The 19,024-nt window shown below is 74.8% G+C and carries 16 protein-coding genes; 12 read left to right on the forward strand and 4 right to left on the reverse strand.

Going from position 1 to position 19,024, the window contains the following annotated elements; all coding sequences use genetic code 11:
• Positions 1-44: 44 nt before the first annotated feature.
• Positions 45-989, reverse strand: a complete 945-nt coding sequence (locus tag ACN27B_RS01320; protein ID WP_099164213.1) for an SDR family NAD(P)-dependent oxidoreductase — start codon at positions 987-989, stop codon at positions 45-47.
• Between the two features lie 147 nt (positions 990-1,136).
• Between ACN27B_RS01320 and ACN27B_RS01325 the strand changes: the two genes are divergently transcribed.
• The 7 genes from ACN27B_RS01325 to ACN27B_RS01355 all read left to right on the forward strand — a co-directional run bounded on the left by ACN27B_RS01325 (position 1,137) and on the right by ACN27B_RS01355 (position 7,630).
• Positions 1,137-1,703, forward strand: a complete 567-nt coding sequence (locus ACN27B_RS01325) for a TetR/AcrR family transcriptional regulator (protein ID WP_099164212.1) — start codon at positions 1,137-1,139, stop codon at positions 1,701-1,703.
• A 60-nt stretch (positions 1,704-1,763) separates the two neighbouring features.
• The gene (locus tag ACN27B_RS01330) at positions 1,764-3,098 is read left to right on the forward strand and encodes a low temperature requirement protein A (protein ID WP_099164211.1); all 1,335 of its coding nucleotides are present in this window, start codon (positions 1,764-1,766) and stop codon (positions 3,096-3,098) included.
• Positions 3,099-3,179: 81 nt separating this feature from the next.
• Complete coding sequence (locus ACN27B_RS01335) at positions 3,180-4,058, forward strand: oxidoreductase (protein ID WP_422743104.1); 879 nt, start codon at positions 3,180-3,182, stop codon at positions 4,056-4,058.
• Positions 4,059-4,136: 78 nt separating this feature from the next.
• Positions 4,137-5,090, forward strand: coding sequence for an LLM class flavin-dependent oxidoreductase (locus ACN27B_RS01340; RefSeq protein WP_422743106.1), 954 nt, complete (start codon positions 4,137-4,139; stop codon positions 5,088-5,090).
• A 4-nt stretch (positions 5,091-5,094) separates the two neighbouring features.
• Positions 5,095-6,105 carry an aldo/keto reductase gene (locus tag ACN27B_RS01345; protein ID WP_422743108.1) on the forward strand — a complete coding sequence of 337 codons (1,011 nt, stop codon included), beginning with the start codon at positions 5,095-5,097 and terminating at the stop codon, positions 6,103-6,105.
• The gene (locus ACN27B_RS01350) at positions 6,102-6,638 is read left to right on the forward strand and encodes a DinB family protein (RefSeq protein WP_422743110.1); all 537 of its coding nucleotides are present in this window, start codon (positions 6,102-6,104) and stop codon (positions 6,636-6,638) included. The genes ACN27B_RS01345 and ACN27B_RS01350 overlap by 4 nt, the downstream gene beginning before the upstream one ends.
• Positions 6,639-6,730: 92 nt before the next feature.
• Entirely contained in the window at positions 6,731-7,630 is a 900-nt protein-coding gene (locus ACN27B_RS01355; RefSeq protein WP_422743112.1) for a TIGR01777 family oxidoreductase, read from the forward strand.
• Positions 7,631-7,657: 27 nt separating this feature from the next.
• Here ACN27B_RS01355 and ACN27B_RS01360 read toward each other — a convergent pair whose 3' ends face one another.
• Positions 7,658-8,884 (reverse strand): PHB depolymerase family esterase, encoded by a 1,227-nt coding sequence (locus ACN27B_RS01360; protein WP_099164207.1) that lies wholly within the window; start codon positions 8,882-8,884, stop codon positions 7,658-7,660.
• Between the two features lie 146 nt (positions 8,885-9,030).
• Here ACN27B_RS01360 and ACN27B_RS01365 point away from each other — a divergent pair, with 146 nt between their 5' ends.
• The 4 genes from ACN27B_RS01365 (at position 9,031) to ACN27B_RS01380 (ending at position 13,213) form a co-directional block, all read left to right on the forward strand.
• Positions 9,031-10,848: a DUF2079 domain-containing protein gene (locus ACN27B_RS01365; protein WP_422743114.1), complete on the forward strand. Its 1,818-nt coding sequence runs from the start codon at positions 9,031-9,033 to the stop codon at positions 10,846-10,848.
• A gap of 52 nt (positions 10,849-10,900) precedes the next feature.
• Positions 10,901-11,542 carry a lipoyl(octanoyl) transferase LipB gene (gene lipB, locus ACN27B_RS01370; protein ID WP_099164205.1) on the forward strand — a complete coding sequence of 214 codons (642 nt, stop codon included), beginning with the start codon at positions 10,901-10,903 and terminating at the stop codon, positions 11,540-11,542.
• A gap of 98 nt (positions 11,543-11,640) precedes the next feature.
• A complete protein-coding gene (locus ACN27B_RS01375) occupies positions 11,641-11,982 on the forward strand; it encodes a YciI family protein (RefSeq protein WP_099164204.1) in 342 nt (113 codons plus the stop codon).
• 1 nt (position 11,983) lies between these two features.
• On the forward strand, positions 11,984-13,213 hold the full coding sequence (locus ACN27B_RS01380) for an RNA polymerase sigma factor (RefSeq protein ID WP_099164203.1): 1,230 nt from the start codon (positions 11,984-11,986) through the stop codon (positions 13,211-13,213).
• A 54-nt stretch (positions 13,214-13,267) separates the two neighbouring features.
• Here ACN27B_RS01380 and aspS read toward each other — a convergent pair whose 3' ends face one another.
• Positions 13,268-14,554, reverse strand: coding sequence for an aspartate--tRNA(Asn) ligase (aspS, locus tag ACN27B_RS01385; RefSeq protein ID WP_099164202.1), 1,287 nt, complete (start codon positions 14,552-14,554; stop codon positions 13,268-13,270).
• Between the two features lie 414 nt (positions 14,555-14,968).
• Between aspS and lipA the strand changes: the two genes are divergently transcribed.
• On the forward strand, positions 14,969-16,015 hold the full coding sequence (gene lipA / locus ACN27B_RS01390; RefSeq protein WP_172967949.1) for a lipoyl synthase: 1,047 nt from the start codon (positions 14,969-14,971) through the stop codon (positions 16,013-16,015).
• A gap of 36 nt (positions 16,016-16,051) precedes the next feature.
• On the opposite strand, the gene ACN27B_RS01395 is transcribed toward lipA, so the two are convergent.
• Complete coding sequence (locus ACN27B_RS01395; RefSeq protein WP_422743118.1) at positions 16,052-18,976, reverse strand: helix-turn-helix transcriptional regulator; 2,925 nt, start codon at positions 18,974-18,976, stop codon at positions 16,052-16,054.
• Positions 18,977-19,024: the final 48 nt, after the last annotated feature.

Genomic DNA, 19,024 nt, shown 5'->3' on the forward strand with positions numbered 1-19,024 from the left:
GGGGCGCGCGGCGACTGCCGCGCGCCCCTCCGGCGTTTCACCTGTCAGCCGCGCAGGTGCTCCTCGGAGACCGTCCAGAGCCGCTCGGCGGACTCCGGGTCCCGGGCGTACGGGGCGTAGCCGGTGCGCGTGCCCGGCTGGTTCACGCCGGCCTCCTGGCAGTCCTCGAAGTACCGGCCACCGGCGCCGGCGACCAGCGGCGAGGCCGCGACCAGCACCGAGGTGGCCGCCCCCTGCTCGGGCGTCTTCCAGTACGCCGCTCCCCCGCCGCTCTGCGCGCGCATCCGGTCCAGTTCCTCATCGCTGATGTAGCGCTGGAGGTTGGTCCGGATCGCTCCCGGCATCAGCGCGTCGACGACGATCCCGTCGTCGGCCCAGCGCCGGCTGGCCTCGACCGCGAAGAGCACGTTCGCGGTCTTGGACTGCCCGTACGCCGCCCACGGGTCGTACGGCCGCTGCCGGAAGTGGATGTCGTCGAACACCACGGGCGAGCGCAGGTGGGCCGCCGAGCTGACCGAGACGACCCGCGCGCCCCCGGCCGCGGCGAGCGCGGGGTGCAGCCCGGTGGCCAGGGCGAAGTGCCCGAGGTGGTTGGTCGCGAACTGCATCTCCCAGCCCTGCTCGGTGCGCATCTCGGGCGAGGCCATGATGCCGGCGTTGTTGACCAGCATGTGCAGCGGGCCGTCCCAGGTGCGGACGAAGGCCGCCACCGAGTCGAGGTCGGCGAGATCGAGCGGGGCGACCAGGATCCGGTCGTTACCGGTGGTGCCGGTGATGTCGGCGGCGGCGCGCTGCCCGGCGTCCGGGTTGCGGACCGCGAGGGTGACGTCCGCCCCGGCGGAGGCGAGCGCGCGGGCGGTCTCGACGCCGATCCCGGAGGCGCCGCCGGTGACGACGGCGCGCCGGCCGGTCAGGTCGAGGTCGCGGACCACCTCCAGGGCGGTGGTCTCGCGGGAGAACGGGGTGGTGACGGGAGTGCTGGTGGTCATGATCCATCCTTGTCGAGGGCGGGGCGGATCGACGTCCGCCCGCTACGATGAGAAGCGGAGGACCCTCCGTTAACACCGAGACTAACCGGAGGATCCTCCGGTTGCCAGTCCGGCCGGGTGCCCGCCCGGTCGAGCCGAGGAGGAGCCGTGCCCGACCGACCGCTGCGCGCCGACGCGCTGCGCAACCGGCAGCGACTGCTGGACGCCGCGGTCCAGGCGTTTTCCCGGGCAGGCGCCGAGGTAACGCTGGATCGGGTGGCCAAGGAGGCCGGGGTCGGCATCGGCACCCTCTACCGCCACTTCCCGACCCGGGAGGCGTTGATCGAGGCGGCCTACCGCAGTGAGCTGGCCAAGCTCTGCGACGCCGGGCCGGAACTGCTGGCGGACCGGCCCGCCGAGGCGGCGCTGCGCGCGTGGATGGACCGGTTCGTCGACTACCTCGCCACCAAGCGGGGCATGGCCGACGCGCTGCGGCTCGCCATCGCCTCCGGCGCCAACCCGTACGCGCACAGCCGGGACCGGCTGCTCGCCGCGCTGGGCGACCTGCTGGCGGCCGGCGCGGCCGAGGGCACCGTGCGCGCCGACGTGGCCGCCACCGACGTGCTCGCGAGCCTGAGCGGCGTCTCCCTGGTGGCGGGTGAGCCCGACCAGCGCGACCAGGCCGGCCGCCTGCTCGACCTGCTGATGGACGGGCTGCGTCACCGGCAGGGCTGACCGGGACCCGGTCCGCGTCGTTCCGGCCCGCCGCCGCCGGGGCGCTGACAGACTCGGCCGGTGAGCGGGTACGGGTGGCGGGGGCGCCTCGGGCCGGCCGTGCCGGTGGCCCCGGGGGCCCGGGTGGACCGGTTCGAGATCTTCTTCGACCTGGTCTTCGTCTTCTCGTTCTTCATCATCACCCGGGCCACCGCCCTCCAGGTGACCGGCGGCGCACTGCTGCACGCGCTGCTGGTCCTGGCCGTGCTCTGGTGGTCGTGGGTGGTGCACAGCGTGGTGGCCACCCGGGTACGGCTCGGCGAGGGCTTCGTCCCGGTGCTCATGACCGTCGGCATGGCCGCGCTGTTCACGTTCGCGCTGTCGCTGCCGAACGCGTTCCGCGACCCGCGCGGCAACGCGGCCGGACCGATCGTCGCGGCGCTGAGCTACACCGTGCTGCGGCTGGTGCACCTGCTGCTCTACCTGCACGTCGTGCGGGACAGCCCGAACGAGCGCCGGCAACTGGTCCGGTTCGCCCCGGAGGTGATCGGCAGCACCGCGCTGCTGCTGGTCGCCGCGCTGGTGCCGCCGAAGGTCGACGGTCTCACCTCGGCCGCGGTGGTGCGGGACGGGCTGTGGGCGACGGTGGTGCTGCTCCAGTACGGCACCGGTCTGATCGCCGGCACCTGGGGCTGGGGCGTCGCCTCGGCCGAGCACTGGACCGAGCGGTACGACCTCATCCTGATCATCGCGCTGGGCGAGTCGGTCATCTCGGTCGGCGTGGGCAGCAACCTGCTCGGGCAGCCGCCCACCTGGCCGGCCGTCGCGGCGGCGGTGCTCGGCATCTTCTTCACCGCCGCGCTCTGGTGGGCGCACTACGACATGGTCGGGCCGGCCGCCCGGATCGCCCTGCACGCCGCCGAGGACGGACCCCGGGTGGCGATGGCCCGGGACGCGTACGCGTACCTGTTCCTGCCGATGATCGCGGGCATCATCCTGTTCGCGCTCGGCGCGGAGATGATCGTGCACGGAATCGCCGACCCGAACGTGCCACCGACCGAGCGGGCGCACGGCGCGGGCGTGCCGCTGCTGTTCGGCGGCGTGATCTGCTTCCTCTGCGGCAACATGCTGTTCCAGGCGCGGACGCTGCGCACGCTGAGCTGGACCCGGGTCGCGGCCGTCCTCCTGCTCGGCGCGTCGATCCCGCTGGCCGAGCGGGTGCCGGGCCTGGCCGCGCTGGGCCTGCTGACCGCGATCACGGTCGGTATGGTGGCCGCCGAGGTGGTCGTCTTCGACGAGGGCCGGCGGGCGCTGCGGAAGCTGGTCTTCGAGGAACGGGCCAGCCACGAGGCGCACGAGGCGGCGTGGCGGGCCCGCTGGCACGAGCAGCCCGACGACCGCGACGAGGGCGAGTGAGCGCGCTGCGGTGAACCGATCGGCGGTGGCCTCCGTGGAACCACTCGGCCCACCACCGGGCCAGGAGAGAACGGGGACCGCATGACCACCGACACCGTCCACGCCGGCGCGGCCGGCACCTGGCAGCTCGGCGACCTGACCGTCAACCGGATGGGCCTCGGCGCGATGCGGCTGACCGCGAACGCCGACGGCAGCCCGAGCGACCGGGACCGGGCCGTCGCCGTGCTGCGCCGCGCGGTCGAGCTGGGCGTCAACCACATCGACACGGCGGCGTTCTACTTCTCCCCGCTGCGCTCCGCCAACGAGCTGATCAACCGGGCGCTGTGGCCGTACCCGGAGGACCTGGTCATCGTGACCAAGGTCGGGCCGGGCCGGGACCCGTCCGGCGAGTGGCTGCCGGCGGCCCGGCCGGACCAGTTGCGCGGCCAGGTCGAGGAGAACCTCCGCCAGCTCGGCCGGGACCACCTCGACGTGGTCAACCTGCGGGTGCACGGCCCGGAGCCGCTGGCCGAGCACTACGGCGCGCTCGCCGAGCTGGTCGACGCCGGGCTGATCCGGCACCTCGGCGTCTCGGCGGTGCGCCCGCACCAGGTCGCCGAGGCGCGGACGGTCGCGCCGGTGGTCTGCGTGCAGAACTCGTACGGCCTCGGCTACCGCCGCAGCCACGACGAGCTGATCCGGGACTGCGCCGCGCACGGCACCGCGTTCGTGCCGTTCTTCTCCATCGTCACCAGCGGGCGGGAGGCCGGCGCCACCGGCGAGGAGCACCCGGAGGTCGTCGCCGTGGCCCGCGAGCACGGGGTCAGCCCGGCCCAGATCCGGCTGGCCTGGACGTTGGGGCGCGGCCCGAACGTGCTCGCGATCCCCGGCACCGGCAACCCGGCACACCTGGAGCAGAACATCGCCGCCGGCGCCCTGCGCCTCTCCCCCGCCGACCTGGCCCGCCTCGACGCGGTCTGAGGCGGCGGGCAGACCCACCCCTTCGGCCCTCGGCAGAAGGGGTGGGTGCGGCGAGGGGCGCGGCCGGAGACTGGGCCGATGGCGATCTTCTCCGTACAGGCCCGGCCCACCGACGCGGCGAGTTGGGCGGAGCTGGCCCGCACCGTCGAGGCCGCCGGTTTCGACGCGCTCTCCGCGGCCGACCATCCCGGCTCCGGCCCGTCCCCGTTCGTGGCGCTCGCCGCCGCGGCGACGGTGACCGGCACGCTGCGCCTGCGCTCGTACGTCTCCAACGCCGGCGTCCGGGAGCCGGTCCTGCTCGCCGCCGACGTGGCCACCCTGGACGTGGTCTCCGGCGGGCGGGCCGGGCTCGGCCTCGGCGCCGGCCACACCCCGGCCGAGTGGCGGGCGGTCGGGCGCGAACGCCCCGACGTCGCCGGCCGGGTCCGCCGGTGCGTCGCGGTGGCCGAGGCGGTGCGGGCGCTGCTGGCCGGCGACGAGGTCACCGTCGACACGCCGGACCTGACCGCGCACGCCGCCCGCCTGGACGCGCCCCGACCGGTCCAGGACCGGATCCCGCTCACCGTGGGCACGGCCAACTCGACGTTGCTGCGCTGGGCCGGCGCGCACGCCGACGTGGTCGGCCTGACCGGCTTCGGCCGCACCCTCGCCGACGGCCACCAGCACGAGGCCCGCTGGCGGGCCGACCAGATCGAGGCGCAGCTCGCCCACGTGGCGGCGGGCGCGGCCGGCCGGGACGCGCCGCCGGTCCTGGAGGCGTTGGTCCAGCGGTTCGCCGTGACCGACGACGCCGAGTCGGTCGCCGCGGAGACGGCCGCCGAGACCGGCCTCACCCCGGCGGAGGTGCTGGCCACCCCGTTCGTGCTGGCCGGCACCGCCGACGAGATCGCCGCGGCCGTCGCCGGGCACGAGCGCCGCTGGGGCGTCACCCGTTTCGTGGTACGCGCCGACGCCGTCGCCGCGCTCGCGCCGCTCCTGCCCCGGCTGGCCGGAAACGGGTCGACTTCGAGCGCGCTCGAGATAGGACACTGAGGCCATGACGACGACACGACGACTCGGGCGCAGCGGCATCGAGGTCAGCGCCATCGGCATGGGCTGCTGGGCGATCGGCGGCCCGCTCTGGGCCGGCGCCCAGCCGCTGGGCTGGGGCGAGGTGGACGACGACGAGTCGGTCCGCACCGTCCACCGGGCCCTGGACCTCGGCGCGAACCTCTTCGACACCTCCTGCAACTACGGGGCCGGGCACAGCGAACGGGTGCTCGGCCGGGCGCTCGCCGGTCGCCGGGACCGGGCGGTGATCGCCACGAAGTTCGGCTACCTCACCGACGAGGCGACCCGGCAGGCCACCGGCGAGGACGCCGGCCCCGCACACGCGCGGCGCAGCCTGGAGGGGTCGCTGCGCCGCCTCGGCACCGACCACGTGGACCTCTACCAGCTCCACCTCAACGGCCTGCCGGTGCCCCGCGCGCTGGACCTGGTCGACACCCTGGAGGCGCTGGTCGACGAGGGGAAGATCCGGGCGTACGGCTGGAGCACCGACGACCCCGAGTCGGCGCGGGCGTTCGCGGCGGCCGGGCCGCGCTGCGCGGCGATCCAGCACGACCAGTCGGTGCTGCGGGACAACGCCGCGATGCTCGCGGTCTGCGAGGAGTTCGACCTGGCCAGCCTCAACCGGGGCCCACTGGCGATGGGCCTGCTCACCGCGAAGTACCAGGGCACCCCGGCCGCCCGGGGCGGCGACGACGTACGCGGGTCGGCTCCCGAGTGGCTGGACTGGTTCAGCGAGGGTGTGCCGCGCGCCGAGTGGGCCGAGCGGGTGGCCCGGGTCCGCGAGGCGCTCACCGCCGACGGCCGCACGCTCGCCCAGGGCGCGCTGGGCTGGCTGCTCGCCCGCAGCGCGCGCACGCTGCCCATCCCCGGCTGCCGGACGGTGGGCCAGGCCGAGGAGAACATCGGCGCGCTGGCGTACGGGCCGCTGCCGGAGACGGCGTACGCCGAGGTGGAGCGCCTCCTGGCCGACCTGCGCACGGCTACGGCGGCGGCGTGAGCGCCGTGACGCCCGGAGACGCCGGGTCCGACCGCCGCTTCGCGCTGCCGCCCGGCGCGGACGAGCGCACGCTGCTCGACACGTTCCTCGACTTCCAGCGCGACGCCCTGGTCCGCAAGTGCGCCGACCTGTCCGACGAGCAGCTGCGGTCGCGGCCGGTGCCGTCCACCGGCCTGTCCCTGCTCGGCCTGGTCCGGCACCTCGCGACCGTCGAACGCTGGTACTTCCAGGGCGTGGTCGCGGACGCGCCCTGGCCCGGCGACCTGTTCGACCTGACCGACGACTTCGACGCGCCGTTCCACGACGTCGCCGAGGCCACCGGCCCGGGCACCTTCGCGATCTGGCGGGACCAGGTGGCGACCTCCCGCCGGATCGCCGCCGCCCTCCCCCTCGACGCGGTCGGGCGCACGCCGGGGACCGGGGCCGAACGATCGCTGCGCTGGGTGCTCCTGCACATGATCGACGAGTACGCCCGGCACCTGGGCCAGGCCGACATCCTGCGCGAGGCCGTCGACGGCCGCACGGGCGAGTGAGTGAGTGAGACGACTCCGCAACACGGGGGCGTGACGAGTGAGTGATTTCGCTCAACGCATCCGGATCGCGCTCCGTACTCGAAGATATGAGCATGCGGATCCTCATGGCCGGCGTCTCCGGCTTCCTCGGCACCCGACTGGTCGACCGGCTCGCCGCGGACGGCCACCAGGTCATCCGCCTGGTCCGCCGCGCGCCGCGCACCCCCGACGAGCGGCAGTGGAATCCGTCCGCCGCGCAGCTCGACCCGCAGCTGGTCGCCGACGCCGACGCGGTGGTCAACCTGGCCGGCGCCGGGGTGGGTGACAAGCGCTGGAACGACGACTACAAGAAGCTGATCCGGACCAGCCGGGTGGACAGCACCACCACACTGGCCATCACGATCGCCGGGCTGCCCGCGACGGACCGGCCGGCGGCCCTGCTGAACTCCTCCGCCGTCGGCTGGTACGGCAACACCGGCGACCGGACCGTCGAGGAGGACGCGCCGGCCGGCGAGGGGTTCCTGGCCGACGTCTGCCGGGTCTGGGAGGCCGCGACCAGACCGGCCGAGGATGCCGGGGTACGGGTGGTGCGCCTGCGTACCGGGCTGCCGCTGCACCGCGACGGCGGTCTGCTCAAGCCGCAGCTGCTGCCGTTCCGGCTGGGTGTCGGCGGCAAGCTGGGCAGCGGCCGGCAGTGGCTGCCGTGGATCTCGATGCGGGACTGGCTGGACGCCGCGGTGTTCCTGCTGGCCCGCGACGACGTGGCCGGCCCGGTCAACGTGGTGGGCCCGGCGCCGGTCACCAACGCCGAGTTCACCCGGGAGCTGGCCCGTCAGCTGCACCGGCCGGCGATCATGCCGATCCCGGCGCTGGCGCTGAAGGTGGCGCTGGGCGGCTTCGCGCACGAGGCGCTCACCAGCACCCGGGTGCTGCCGGGGGTGCTCGGCAGGGCCGGTTTCACCTGGGCCCACCCGGAGCTGGCGGGCGCGCTGCACGCCGCCCTCACCGAGTGACCGGCGAGGGCGGCGCGGTGCGGGCGGTCAGCAGCCGATGACCCAGTAGCTGGGGCCGGTCTGCTTCAGCGCGGTGGTGTAGAAGGTGTTGTAGAGGCCCATCCGCTGGCCGCTGCCGAGCGCGTAGGCGTACCCGCCGGACTGGTAGGCCCGGCCGGCCACGACGTGCGCGTAGTTGCTGGCGGTGACGCAGACCGGCGACGTGGTGGGCGTCGGCGAGGGCGACGAGGTCGGGGTGGGCGAGGCGGTCGCCGTCGGGGTCGGGCTCGGCGTGGTGCCGCCGCCCAGGCCGAAGAAGAGCGCGTCCCGGTAGGTCGAGCAGATGGTGTCCAGGAAGTACGCCCCGGCGGTGCCGCACTGGTCGGCCGCCGAGCCCGGGTCGACCGGGGTGCCGTGGCCCATGCCGGAGACGCGGTAGACGCGCACCTGGTCGTTGCCGTAGACCTCCAGGCTGGTGCCGCCCGGCAGCGACGAGGTGCTGGTCGGGGTCTGGGACACGCCCAGCACGTTGGTCCACTGGTCGCGCGACTCGGTCGCGTTCGCCACGTTGACCGTGTAGTCGCTGGTGCCGTGCCAGACCGCCACCCGGGGCCGCTTGCCGGAGTAGCCGGAGTAGGCGTTGCGGACCAGGTCGCCCCACTGCGCGGGGGTCTTGTCCACGCCCGGGTTCATGCAGCTGAAGGCGCTGGTCGTGCTGGTGGCGCAGCGGTACGGGATGCCGGCGATCACCGAGCCGGCGGCGAACACGTCGGGGTAGGTGGCGAGCATGACGGAGCTCATCGCGCCGCCGGCGGACAGGCCGCTGACGAAGACCCGGCCGGCGTCGGTGCCGTAGTTCGTCTTCGCGTAGTCGACCATCTGCTTGATCGACAGGGCCTCGCCCTGGCCTCGGGCGGTGTCTCCGGTCTCGAACCAGTTGAAGCAGGAGTTGGCGTTGTTGCCGGACGGCTGCTGCGGCACGATCAGCGCGAACTTCCACTGGTCGGCGTACTTCTGCCAGCCGGAGTTGGTGAAGTACGTCGAGGCGTTCTGGGTGCAGCCGTGCAGCAGCACCACGGCCGGCGCGTTGGCCGGCAGGCCGTCCGGCCGGTAGGCGTACATGGCCAGGTTGCCGGGGTTGGAGCCGAACCCGCTGACCTGGGTCAGCGAGGCGGCCTGCGCGGGCAGGGCGGAGACCAGGACGGCGGCCGCGGCCAGCACGACCCCGGCCGCCGCCCCGGCGAGGCGGGTGATGAGGGATGAGGAGCGGGACACGGGGACCTCCCGATCGTGGAATGTGAACTGAGTCACCCTCCGAGTTGCCGCGACGTTACGTCCGTGTTTCATCGACAGGAATGGTTGCCGGTCACACATTCACCGTCCGGGCGGTGTGCCCAGGTCCGATTGGTAACGTCCGCTGCGTGCCGTTCTCCCCGTCCCCGGTCACCGGCCCGTCGCCGGGCACCGCCGCTCGCGACCGGCGCGCCGACCTGCTGGTGACGCTGGCCGCGGTGGCCCTGGCGCTCTGGGTCACCAGCGGCATGTGGCGGGACCCGAACAGCCGCACGATCACCGTCAACTCCAGCGACCAGGCGCTGTTCGAGTGGCTGCTGGCGTTCGGCGGACACGCGTTGACCCACGGCGAGAACCCGCTCTTCACCCACCTGATCAACGTCCCGGACGGCGTGAACCTCGCGGTCAACACCTCGATCACCGTGTACGCGGCGGTCTTCGCGCCGCTGACGTACCTGATCGGGCCACCCACGACGTTCCTGGTGATCCTCACGCTCAACCTGGCCGCCACCGCGGTGGCCTGGTACTGGCTGCTCAGCCGGCACCTCGTCGGCAGCCGGCTGGCCGCCGGGGTGGGCGCGCTGTTCATCGCCTACTGCCCGGCCATGGTGTCGCACGCCAACGCGCACCTGAACTGGACCGCGGGCTGGCTGGTGCCGCTGCTGGTCTGGGGCGTGTTCCGGCTGCGCCGGCCGGGGCGCGCGGTCACCGGGGGGATCGTGCTGGGGCTGCTGGTGGCGGTCGCCTTCTCGATCGCCGCCGAGGGGCTGTTCTTCACCGCCCTGGCGCTCGGCGTGTTCCTGCTGGTCTGGGCGCTGGCCCCGGCGCGCCGGGCCGAGGCGCGCGCCGCGCTGCCGCGGATGGCGGCCGGGCTCGGCGTGACCGCGCTGGTGGCCGGGGCGCTGCTGGCGTACCCGCTCTGGCTGCACTTCGCCGGGCCGCAACGGTTCCACGGCACCGGCTTCGACCCGCTGGTGCACTCCGAGGACATCGCCGCCTACGGGTCGTACCCGCGCCGCTCGCTGGCCGGCTGGGCCGGGTGGGGCACCTCGCTGGCGCCCAACCCGACCGAGGAGAACTCCTTCTTCGGCGTCCCGCTGCTGCTGGTCGCGGTCGCCTGCTTCGCCCTGCTCTGGCGGCGCGCCGACCGGGCGTTCCGGGCCACCCTGGCCGCGCTCGGCGTGACCGCGGTGGTCTTCGCCGTGCTCTCCTGGGGGCCGACGGCCAAGTGGAACGGCCGGCGCACCGACCAGCTGCTGCCGTTCGGGGTGCTGGACAACCTGCCGGTGGTCAACGCCGCGCTGCCGTCGCGGTTGGCGCTGGTCGTCGCGCCGGTGATCGGCCTGCTGCTGGCGTACGCGGTCGACAGCCTGCGGGCCCGGCCGCCCCGGCGCCGGCTCGGCGGCGCGGCCTGGACGGTCGGGTTCGCCGTCGCGCTGCTGCCGTTGCTGCCCACCCCGCTGCTCACCAGCGTGCGCGAACCGGTCCCGGCGTTCATCACCACCGGCGCCTGGACGCGCTACGTCCCGCCCGACGGGGTGCTCACGCCGCTGCCGCTGACCGTCGACGTCTACCCCGACGGCCAGCGCTGGCAGGCGCACGCCCTGGCCCACCGGCAGGGTGAGTTCCGCATCCCGGCGGGCTTCTTCCTCGGCCCGGGCGGCCCGGACGACCGGGGCCGGATCGGCCCGGTGCCGCGCACCTTCGACACGCTGATGGACCAGGCCGGCCGGACCGGCCTGGTGCCGATCATCACCGAGGGCAGCATCCAGCAGTCGCGGGCCGACCTGCGCTACTGGGGCGTGCGGGCGGTCGTGCTGGCCGACCGGGTGCACGGCGCCAAGTACGACGTCGACGAGGAGGCGCTGCGCCGCACCGCCACCGCCCTGCTGGGCCCGCCCGAGCGGGTCGAGGACGTCTGGGTGTGGCGGGTGCCGGCGGCGTGACGCGACGAGCGTCACGGGTCGGGGTCCCGGCCGGCGGGACTAGGCTGGACGGGTGAGCGTGACGACTTCCGGGCTGACCGCCGTCCGCGCCGGCCTGCTCGACTACCAGGCCGCCTGGGACGAGCAGCGCCGGCTGCACGACGCCGTGGTGGCCGGCGAGCAGGGCGACACCGTGCTGCTGCTGGAGCACCCCAGCGTCTACACCGCCGGCAAGCGGACCGAGCCGTGGGACCGGCCGGTGGACGGCACCCCGGTGGTGGACGTGGACCGCGGCGGCAAGATCACCTGGCACGGCCCGGGGCAGCTCGTCGGCTACCCGATCGTCCGGCTGCCCGACCCGGTCGACGTGGTCGCGTACGTCCGGCGCACCGAGCAGTTGCTGATCGACGTCTGCGCCGAGTTCGGGCTGACCGCCGGCCGGGTCGAGGGGCGCAGCGGCGTGTGGGTGCCGGAGGACGACCGGGGCCCGGCCCGCAAGGTGGCCGCCATCGGCATCCGGGTGGCCCGCGGCGTCACGCTGCACGGCTTCTCCGTCAACTGCGACTGCGACCTGGGCTTCTTCGACCGGATCGTGCCGTGCGGCATCCGCGACGCCGGGGTCACCTCGCTCACCGCCGAGCTGGGCCGGCCGGTCACCGTGGCCGACGTGCTCCCGGTGGTCGAGCGGCACCTGCCCACCCTGACCCGGGTCTGAGAATTCTGCCGGTGGTGTGTCCCGCCGGCCGGCAGGCCGATCGTCCCTATGGTGAAGGCCGGCGAACACGCCGGCCACCGAGTTCACCGGAGGCGACCATGCCCCTGTACGCCGCGCTGATCTACGCCGCCGACGTCGACTGGACCCGGCCCGAACACGCCGCCGAGATGCGGGAGTACAACGAGTTCGGGGCGGCCGCCGCGGCGGTGATCAGAGGCGGGAACGCGCTGTACCCGACCGCGACCGCCACCACGGTCCGGGTCTCCGGCAAGGGTGGCGAGATCCTCACCACCGACGGCCCGTACGCCGAGACCAAGGAGGCGCTGACCGGCTTCTACCTGCTGGAGTGCGCCGACCTGGACGAGGCGGTGCGGATCGCGGCCACCATCCCGGCGGCGTGGGCCGGGGCGGTCGAGGTCCGGCCGGTCATCCAGTTCTGAGATGGCGGCGTTGCCCGGTGACGCGGCCGTGGCCCGGGTGGTCCGCGACGAGCGGGCGCGGATCCTGGCCACGCTGATCCGCGTCACCGGCAGCGTCGACCTCGCCGAGGACGCCACCCAGGACGCGGTGGTGCGCGCGCTGGAGGTGTGGCCGCGCGACGGCGTGCCGGACAACCCGCGGGCCTGGCTGCTCGTGGTGGCCCGCCGCCGCGCGATCGACCTGATCCGTCGGGAGGCCAACCGGGCCGGGAAGGAGGCCGAGGCGATGGCCCTGCGCGACGTTCCCCCCGATCCACCCGGAGCGGTTCGCGACGACCTGCTGCGGCTGGTGTTCACCTGCTGCCATCCGGCGCTGTCGCTGGACGCGCAGGTGGCGCTGGCTCTGCGTACCCTCGGCGGGTTGACCACCGCGGAGGTGGCCCGCGCGTTGCTGGTCGCCGAGGACACGATGGCCAAGCGGCTCACCCGCGCCAAGCAGAAGATCACTCAGGCCCGGATCCCCTACCGGGTACCGGAGGCGGAGCAGTTGCCGGACCGGCTCACCGGTGTCGCCACCACCATCTACCTGATCTTCAACGAGGGGTACGCGGCCGGCGCCGGAGCCGACCTCGTGCGCGGCGCGACGGCCGACGAGGCGATCCGGTTGGCCCGGTTGCTCGCGGAGTTGATGCCGGACGAGCCCACCGTGCTGGGCCTGCTCGCGCTGCTCCTGCTGCAGGACTCCCGCCGCCACGCCCGACGCGGTCCGGACGGGCGGCTGCTCCTGCTGGCCGAGCAGGACCGGTCGACCTGGGACCGGGACGCGATCGTCGAAGGGGTCACCCTGGTCGGGCGGGCGCTGCGTCGCGCCCCGCACCGACCCGACCGGTACGCGGTGCAGGCCGCCATCGCTGCCTGCCACGCGCTCGCCCCGAGCTGGCCGCAGACACCGTGGGAGGCCGTGATCTCCTGGTACGACGTGCTGCTCCGGCTGTGGGACACGCCGGTGGTCCGCCTCAATCGGGCTGTGGCAGTGGCCGAGCGGGACGGCCCCGGGGCCGGGCTGGCCCTGGTCGACTCGATCGACGGGCTGGCCGGCTATCCGTGGTGGCACGCTGCCCGGGCCGAACTGCTGCGGCGCCTGGGTCGGTGGGTCGAGGCGGTGGCCGCCTACGACCGAGCGTTGACGCTGGAGCTGAACGAACCCCAGGCCGCGCATCTTCGACACCGCCGGGCCGAGTTGGCCGGTTGACGCGTGCCCTCGTCCGGTCCGGCCGGCCCGACGACGCCGGGCCGGCCGGGTCGGTCACGGCGTCAGGCGGTGCAGGTCGCGCGGGAAGGCGGTCACCTCGCGAACGTTCGCCGCGCCGGTGAGCCGGGCGACGAACCGTTCCAGCCCGATCGCGAAGCCGCCGTGCGGCGGCATCCCGTGCCGGAACGCGTCCACGTACCCGGCGTAGGGCTCCACCGGCTCCCCCCGGGCCGCCAACGCGGCCAGGTAGTCGGCGTGCCGGTGCAGCCGCTGCCCGCCGGTGACCAGCTCGACGCCGCGGAACAGCAGGTCGAACCCGTTGGAGTACGCCGGCCGGGCCGGGTCCGGGTGGGTGTAGAAGGGGCGCTTCGCCATCGGGTAGCCGGTGACGAAGAGGAAGTCGCTGCCGTGCTCGGCGTGGGCCCACTCCCCCAGCGCCCGCTCGTGGGCGGGAGCCAGGTCGGGTTCGTCGGCCGGGGCGCCGGCGATCGTCAGCGCATCGGTGAAGTGGACCGCCGGGATCTCGGCGGGCACCGGCGGCACCGTGACGCCGAGCGTGCCCAGCGCGGCGCCGGCCCGGTCCGCCACGGCCGCGAGCATCCCGGCCACCGTGTCCCGCAGCACCGCCATCACGTCCCGGTGGTCGGTCACGAACCCCAGCTCGACGTCGAGCGAGGTGTACTGCGCCAGGTGGCGCACCGTGTCGTGCGGCTCGGCGCGGAACACCGGCCCCACCTCGTACACCCGCTCGAAGACGCCCACCATGAGCTGCTTGTAGAACTGCGGCGACTGGGCCAGGTAGGCGGGCCGGCCGAACCAGTCCAGCGCGAACACGTTCGCGCCGCTCTCGGTGGACGAGCCGACCACCTTCGGCGTGTGCACCTCGACGAACCGTCGCGCGTCGAGCGTGGCCCGGAAACCGGCCACCGCCGCCGCCGAGATCCGCAGCGCGGCGGACCGGGTGGGGTGGCGCAGCGCGGTCGGCGCGTGGTCGAGCTGGGTGGGCAGGCTCGCGGTGAGCGCCGGCCGGTACAGGTCGAACGGGGGCGGTACGGCGGGCGGGCCGAGCGGACGTACCGTCGGCTCGACGACCTCGACCCCGGCGGGCGCGGCGGGGTTCGCTACCACGGTGCCGACCACCTCGACGACGGTCTCCTCGGTCAGCGCCTCGACCTGCGCACGCACGTCGGGCGCGGCGACCACCACCTGGGCGAGCCCGGCGGCGTCCCGGACGATCAGGAACGCCACCGACTTGAGCAGCCGGCGGCGGTGGACCCAGCCGGCGAGCCGGACGGTCGCGCCGACATGGTGGGTGAGCTGGGAGGACAGGATGCGTTGCACGGTGGCTACCTCCTCGGTCGTTCGCAACGCGATCCGCAGAGAGGCGTGGGCGAGCGGGAACCTCGCGGTGCCACCACACCTTCGCCCCCGCCGAAACGGGAGCCTCGTTCGTCGCCTTTTCACCGGGGCCAGCCGGGCGGGTTCTACTGGGCGCGGGTGTTAGAAGGGGGCCCCGCCTCTACCGGAGACGTTAAGAAGGGGCCCTTCCTTACACGCGGCCGTTCCTCCCGCAGCTCGGGAGGGTCTTCGCGGGCCGGCGCCAGACCGCCTCGCAGCAACCGGCGGCTCTCTGGGCTGGCGGGTCGGTCCGCTACTCGGCTCCGTCGCAGCTCTGCCCGGCACGCTAGCACCACGATCGCCGGAATGTGACGGGGTTTTTTGACCGCTCGTGTCCGGTGTCACAACGTTTCCGGGGTGACGGCCGTCGCCCGACGTTCATCGACCGCCGCCGACCGGCGTAGGCTCGATTTCGTGACGATCGAGCAAAACGCGCCGACGACTGAGCAGCCAGCGCGCACCGCGACCGCCGCCCCGGAGGGGCGGCGCCTGCTGCGGATCGAAGCGCGCAACGCCGAGACGCCGATCGAGCGCAAACCGCCGTGGATCAAGGTCAAGGCCAAGATGGGGCCGGAGTACACCCAGCTGCGCGGGCTCGTCTCGCGCGAAGGGCTGCACACCGTCTGCCAGGAGGCCGGGTGCCCCAACATCTACGAGTGCTGGGAGGACCGGGAGGCCACCTTCCTCATCGGCGGCGACCAGTGCACCCGGCGCTGTGACTTCTGCCAGATCGACACCGGCAAGCCGGCCGAGTTCGACGCCGACGAGCCGCGCCGGGTCGCCGAGTCCGTCGCCGCGATGGGCCTGCGCTACGCGACCATCACCGGCGTGGCCCGTGACGACCTGCCCGACGGCGGCGCCTGGCTCTACGCCGAGACGGTCCGGCAGATCCATGCCCTCCAGTCCGGCTGCGGCGTCGAGCTGCTGATCCCCGACTTCAACGCGGTTCCCGAGCAGCTCGCCGAGGTCTTCGGCTCGCGCCCGGAGGTGCTCGCGCACAACGTCGAGACGGTGCCGCGCATCTTCAAGCGGATCCGCCCGGCGTTCCGCTACGAGCGCTCGCTCGACGTGATCCGGCAGGCCCGGGCCGACGGCCTGGTCACCAAGAGCAACCTCATCCTCGGCATGGGCGAGGAGCGCGCCGAGATCTCCCAGGCGCTGCGCGACCTGCACGAGGCCGGCTGCGAGCTGATCACCATCACGCAGTACCTGCGCCCCTCCCCCCGGCACCACCCGGTCACCCGCTGGGTCAAGCCGGAGGAGTTCGTCGAGCTGCGCGAGGAGGCCGAGGAGATCGGCTTCGCCGGCGTGATGAGCGGGCCGTTGGTCCGCTCGTCGTACCGGGCCGGGCGGCTCTACCAGCAGGCGCTCGCCGCCCGCCAGGAAGTCGTCGCCACCCGCTGACGGCTCGTCCTCCGCGCCGCCGGTCGGCGCGGAGGACTACCGGGCCCGGCGCTGCGTCGGCGCGGGCGGCGGCGGCGGGTCGAGCAGACCGAGGCGGTGGGCCAGCGCGGCGGCCTCCACCCGGTTGGTCACGTCCAGCTTCGCGATGATCCGGGAGACGTGCACGCTGGCCGTCTTCGGCGAGATGAAGAGCCGCTCGGCGATCCGGCTGTTGCTGTGCCCCTCGGCGACCAGCCGCAGCACCTCCCGCTCCCGGCTGGTCAACAGGTCCGGCCCCGGCCGGCCGGTGCCGCGCAGCCCGACCCGGCGCGCCAGCGTGGCCACCTGCTCCCCCAGCGGGGTGGCGCCCAGGCGATCGGCCACCTCGGCCGCCTCCCGGACGGCGGCGGCCACCTCGTCCCGCTCGCCGGCCGCCGCGGCGGCCTCGGCCAGCCCGAGCAGCGCCCGAGCCAACGGGTACGGCTGCCCGGTCGCCCGCCACTGCGCCACCGCCGACCGCCACGCGCCCAGTGCCTCACCGCCCGCGCCGGGGCCGGTCAGGATCGCGGCGACCTGCGCGCGGTGGGCGCGCTCGGCCGGGTGCCGGACGGGCAGCACGGCGGCCAGCGCGGAGACCTCACCGGCCAGTGCCGCGTCACCGGCCAACACGGCGGCGCGGGCCGCCACGTGGAGCACCGGCCACCCCTCGCGGGGCCGGTCGGCCAGGTGCGCGTCGGCCAGGGCGGCGCAGGCCGCGCGTACCGCCTCCACCTTGTCGTCGGCCGCCAGGGCCGCTTCCACGCGCAGCTCGTGCAGCGGCAGGCGGTGGTTCGGCCAGAGATAGGGCCGGCCCAGGAACGCCAGCGCCCGCCCGACCAGTTCGTCGGCCGCGGGATGCGCCCGGGCCAGCCGGAGCCCGGCCCGCAGTTGCAGCCAGTGCAGGCCGGTCATACCCGGCGGATCGATCCGGGCCGCCTCCGCGCAGGTGTCGTCGGCCTCGTCCCACCGCCCCAGGGCGATCAGCGCCTCGGCCCGGTTGGACAGCAGGTAGGCGCCGATCGAACGGCTGATCCCGACCCGACGCGCCTCGCTCACCCCGGCCGCCGCGGCCTCCTCGGACTCGGCGTACCGGCCCAGCTCGTAGAGCACGTCGGAGAGGAAGACCAGGGCACTGACCAGCGCCCGTGAGTCGCCGGCGGCCCGGGCCCGCGCCTCCACCCGGCGCAGCTCGGCCAGCCCGAGGTCGGGGGTGTCCTCGGTGCGGTGCAGCACCGCGATCCGGGTGGGCAGAAGCGCCAGGTCGGTGCTGCCGATCTCGGCCGCGCCGGCCATCGCCTCGGCGGCCACCGAGGCGGCCTCCCCCGGGTCGACCTTCATCAGGTGCGCCGCGATGTCGGCCAGCACGCCGAGCCGGTCCGCGCCGCCCGGCGCGCCGGCCGCCAGCCGGTACGCCTCGCGCAGCTCGGCGGCGCCGTCGCTCTTGCCGAGCAGGGCGAGCAGCCGGCCCCGCTGGTCGAGCAGGGCGGCGGCCCGCAGCGGCTCGGCGGTGGAGTCGACCTCGGCCAGCGCGGCCCGGGTGAGGGTGAGCGCCCGGCCGAGGTCACCCGCGGTGACGGCGGCGGTGAGCGTCTCCTCCAGCACCCGCAGGTGGTCCATGCCGAGACGGTCCGCGGCGTCGGGGACCAGCTCCCACAGTTCGAGGACGCGCTCCAGCAGCCGGCTCTGCTCGGCGTACGCGTATCGCTCGGCCGCCGCCGCGGCGGCGACCCGGGCCGCGGTGAGGGCGCGGGGGTGGTCGTGTGCGGCGTACCAGTGGTGGGCGATCTCGGCCGGGGCACGACCGGCGGCCACCAGGTGCGGCTGCGCCTCGATCGCGGCGGCGTAGCGGGCGTGCAGTCGGGCGTGCTCGCCGGGGAGCAGGTCGTCGTGCACCGCCTCGCGGACCAGCGCGTGCCGGAACTCGTAGTCCCCGTCCGGGTCGGCGACCACGAGCTGACCGGCGACGGCGGCGCGCAGCGCGTCCTCCAGCTCGGCCTCGGGCAGCCCGGCCACCTCGGCGAGAAGTTGATGGGCGAAGCGGGTGCCGCCGGCGGCGGCGATCCGCAGCACCCGCTGGGCCGGCTCGGTCAGCCGGTCGACGCGGGCCAACAGCAGGTCCCGCAGCGTCTCCGGGATGGTGGCGCAGCCGATGGGCCCGCCGGCGGCGGCCAGCTCCTCGATGAAGAACGGGTTGCCCTGGGTGCGGTCGTGCACGTCGTCGACGGCGCGGGCGGCCGGCTCCGCGCCGAGCAGGTCGGCGAGCACGGCGGCGGTGCCGTCGTGGTCGAGCCGGCCCAGCTCGATCCGGTCCACGCCCCGGACCCGGTCCAGCTCGGCGAGGAAGGGCCGCAGCGGGTGGCCGCGGTGCAGCTCGTCGGTGCGGTAGGTGCAGACGACCAGCAGGCGGGTGGCGCGGGCGGCGCGCACCAGGAACCCGATCAGGTCGCGGGTGGACCGGTCGGCCCAGTGCAGGTCCTCGATCACCAGCACCAGCGGGCGTTCCTCGGCGATGCGCCGGAACAGGTCGGCGACCAGGTCGAACAGGTAGCCGCGCGGGGTGTCGGCGAGGGCCGGCCCGGCGGGCGCGGCGGCGCCGGCCGGCATCCGGGCCAGCTCCGGCAGCAGCCGGGCGAACTCCGCCTCGTAGCCGGCGAAGACCGTCGGGCCGTCGTGCCGCAGCACGTCGCGCAGCGCGGCCGCGAACGGGGCGAAGGGCAGGCCGGCCTCGCCCAGTTCGAGGCAGTGGCCGACCAGCAGCCGCGCTCCGGCCGCGGCGACGTGGGCGCCGAACTCCTCGATCAGTCGGGTCTTGCCGACGCCGGCCTCCCCGCCGACCAGCACCGTGGTCGGGTCGCCGCCGCGGGCCCGGGCCAGCGCCTCGCGCAGCACGGCCAGCTCGGGCTGCCGGCCGACGAGCACGGTGCTGGCGGCGCGTACGGTCACGCCGTCGAGCATGCCATGGCGGTCCGACGGCGTGACCGGTCCAACCGG

The organism is Micromonospora sp. WMMD754 (assembly GCF_049315235.1).
Classification (GTDB): Bacteria; Actinomycetota; Actinomycetes; order Mycobacteriales; family Micromonosporaceae; genus Micromonospora; species Micromonospora sediminicola.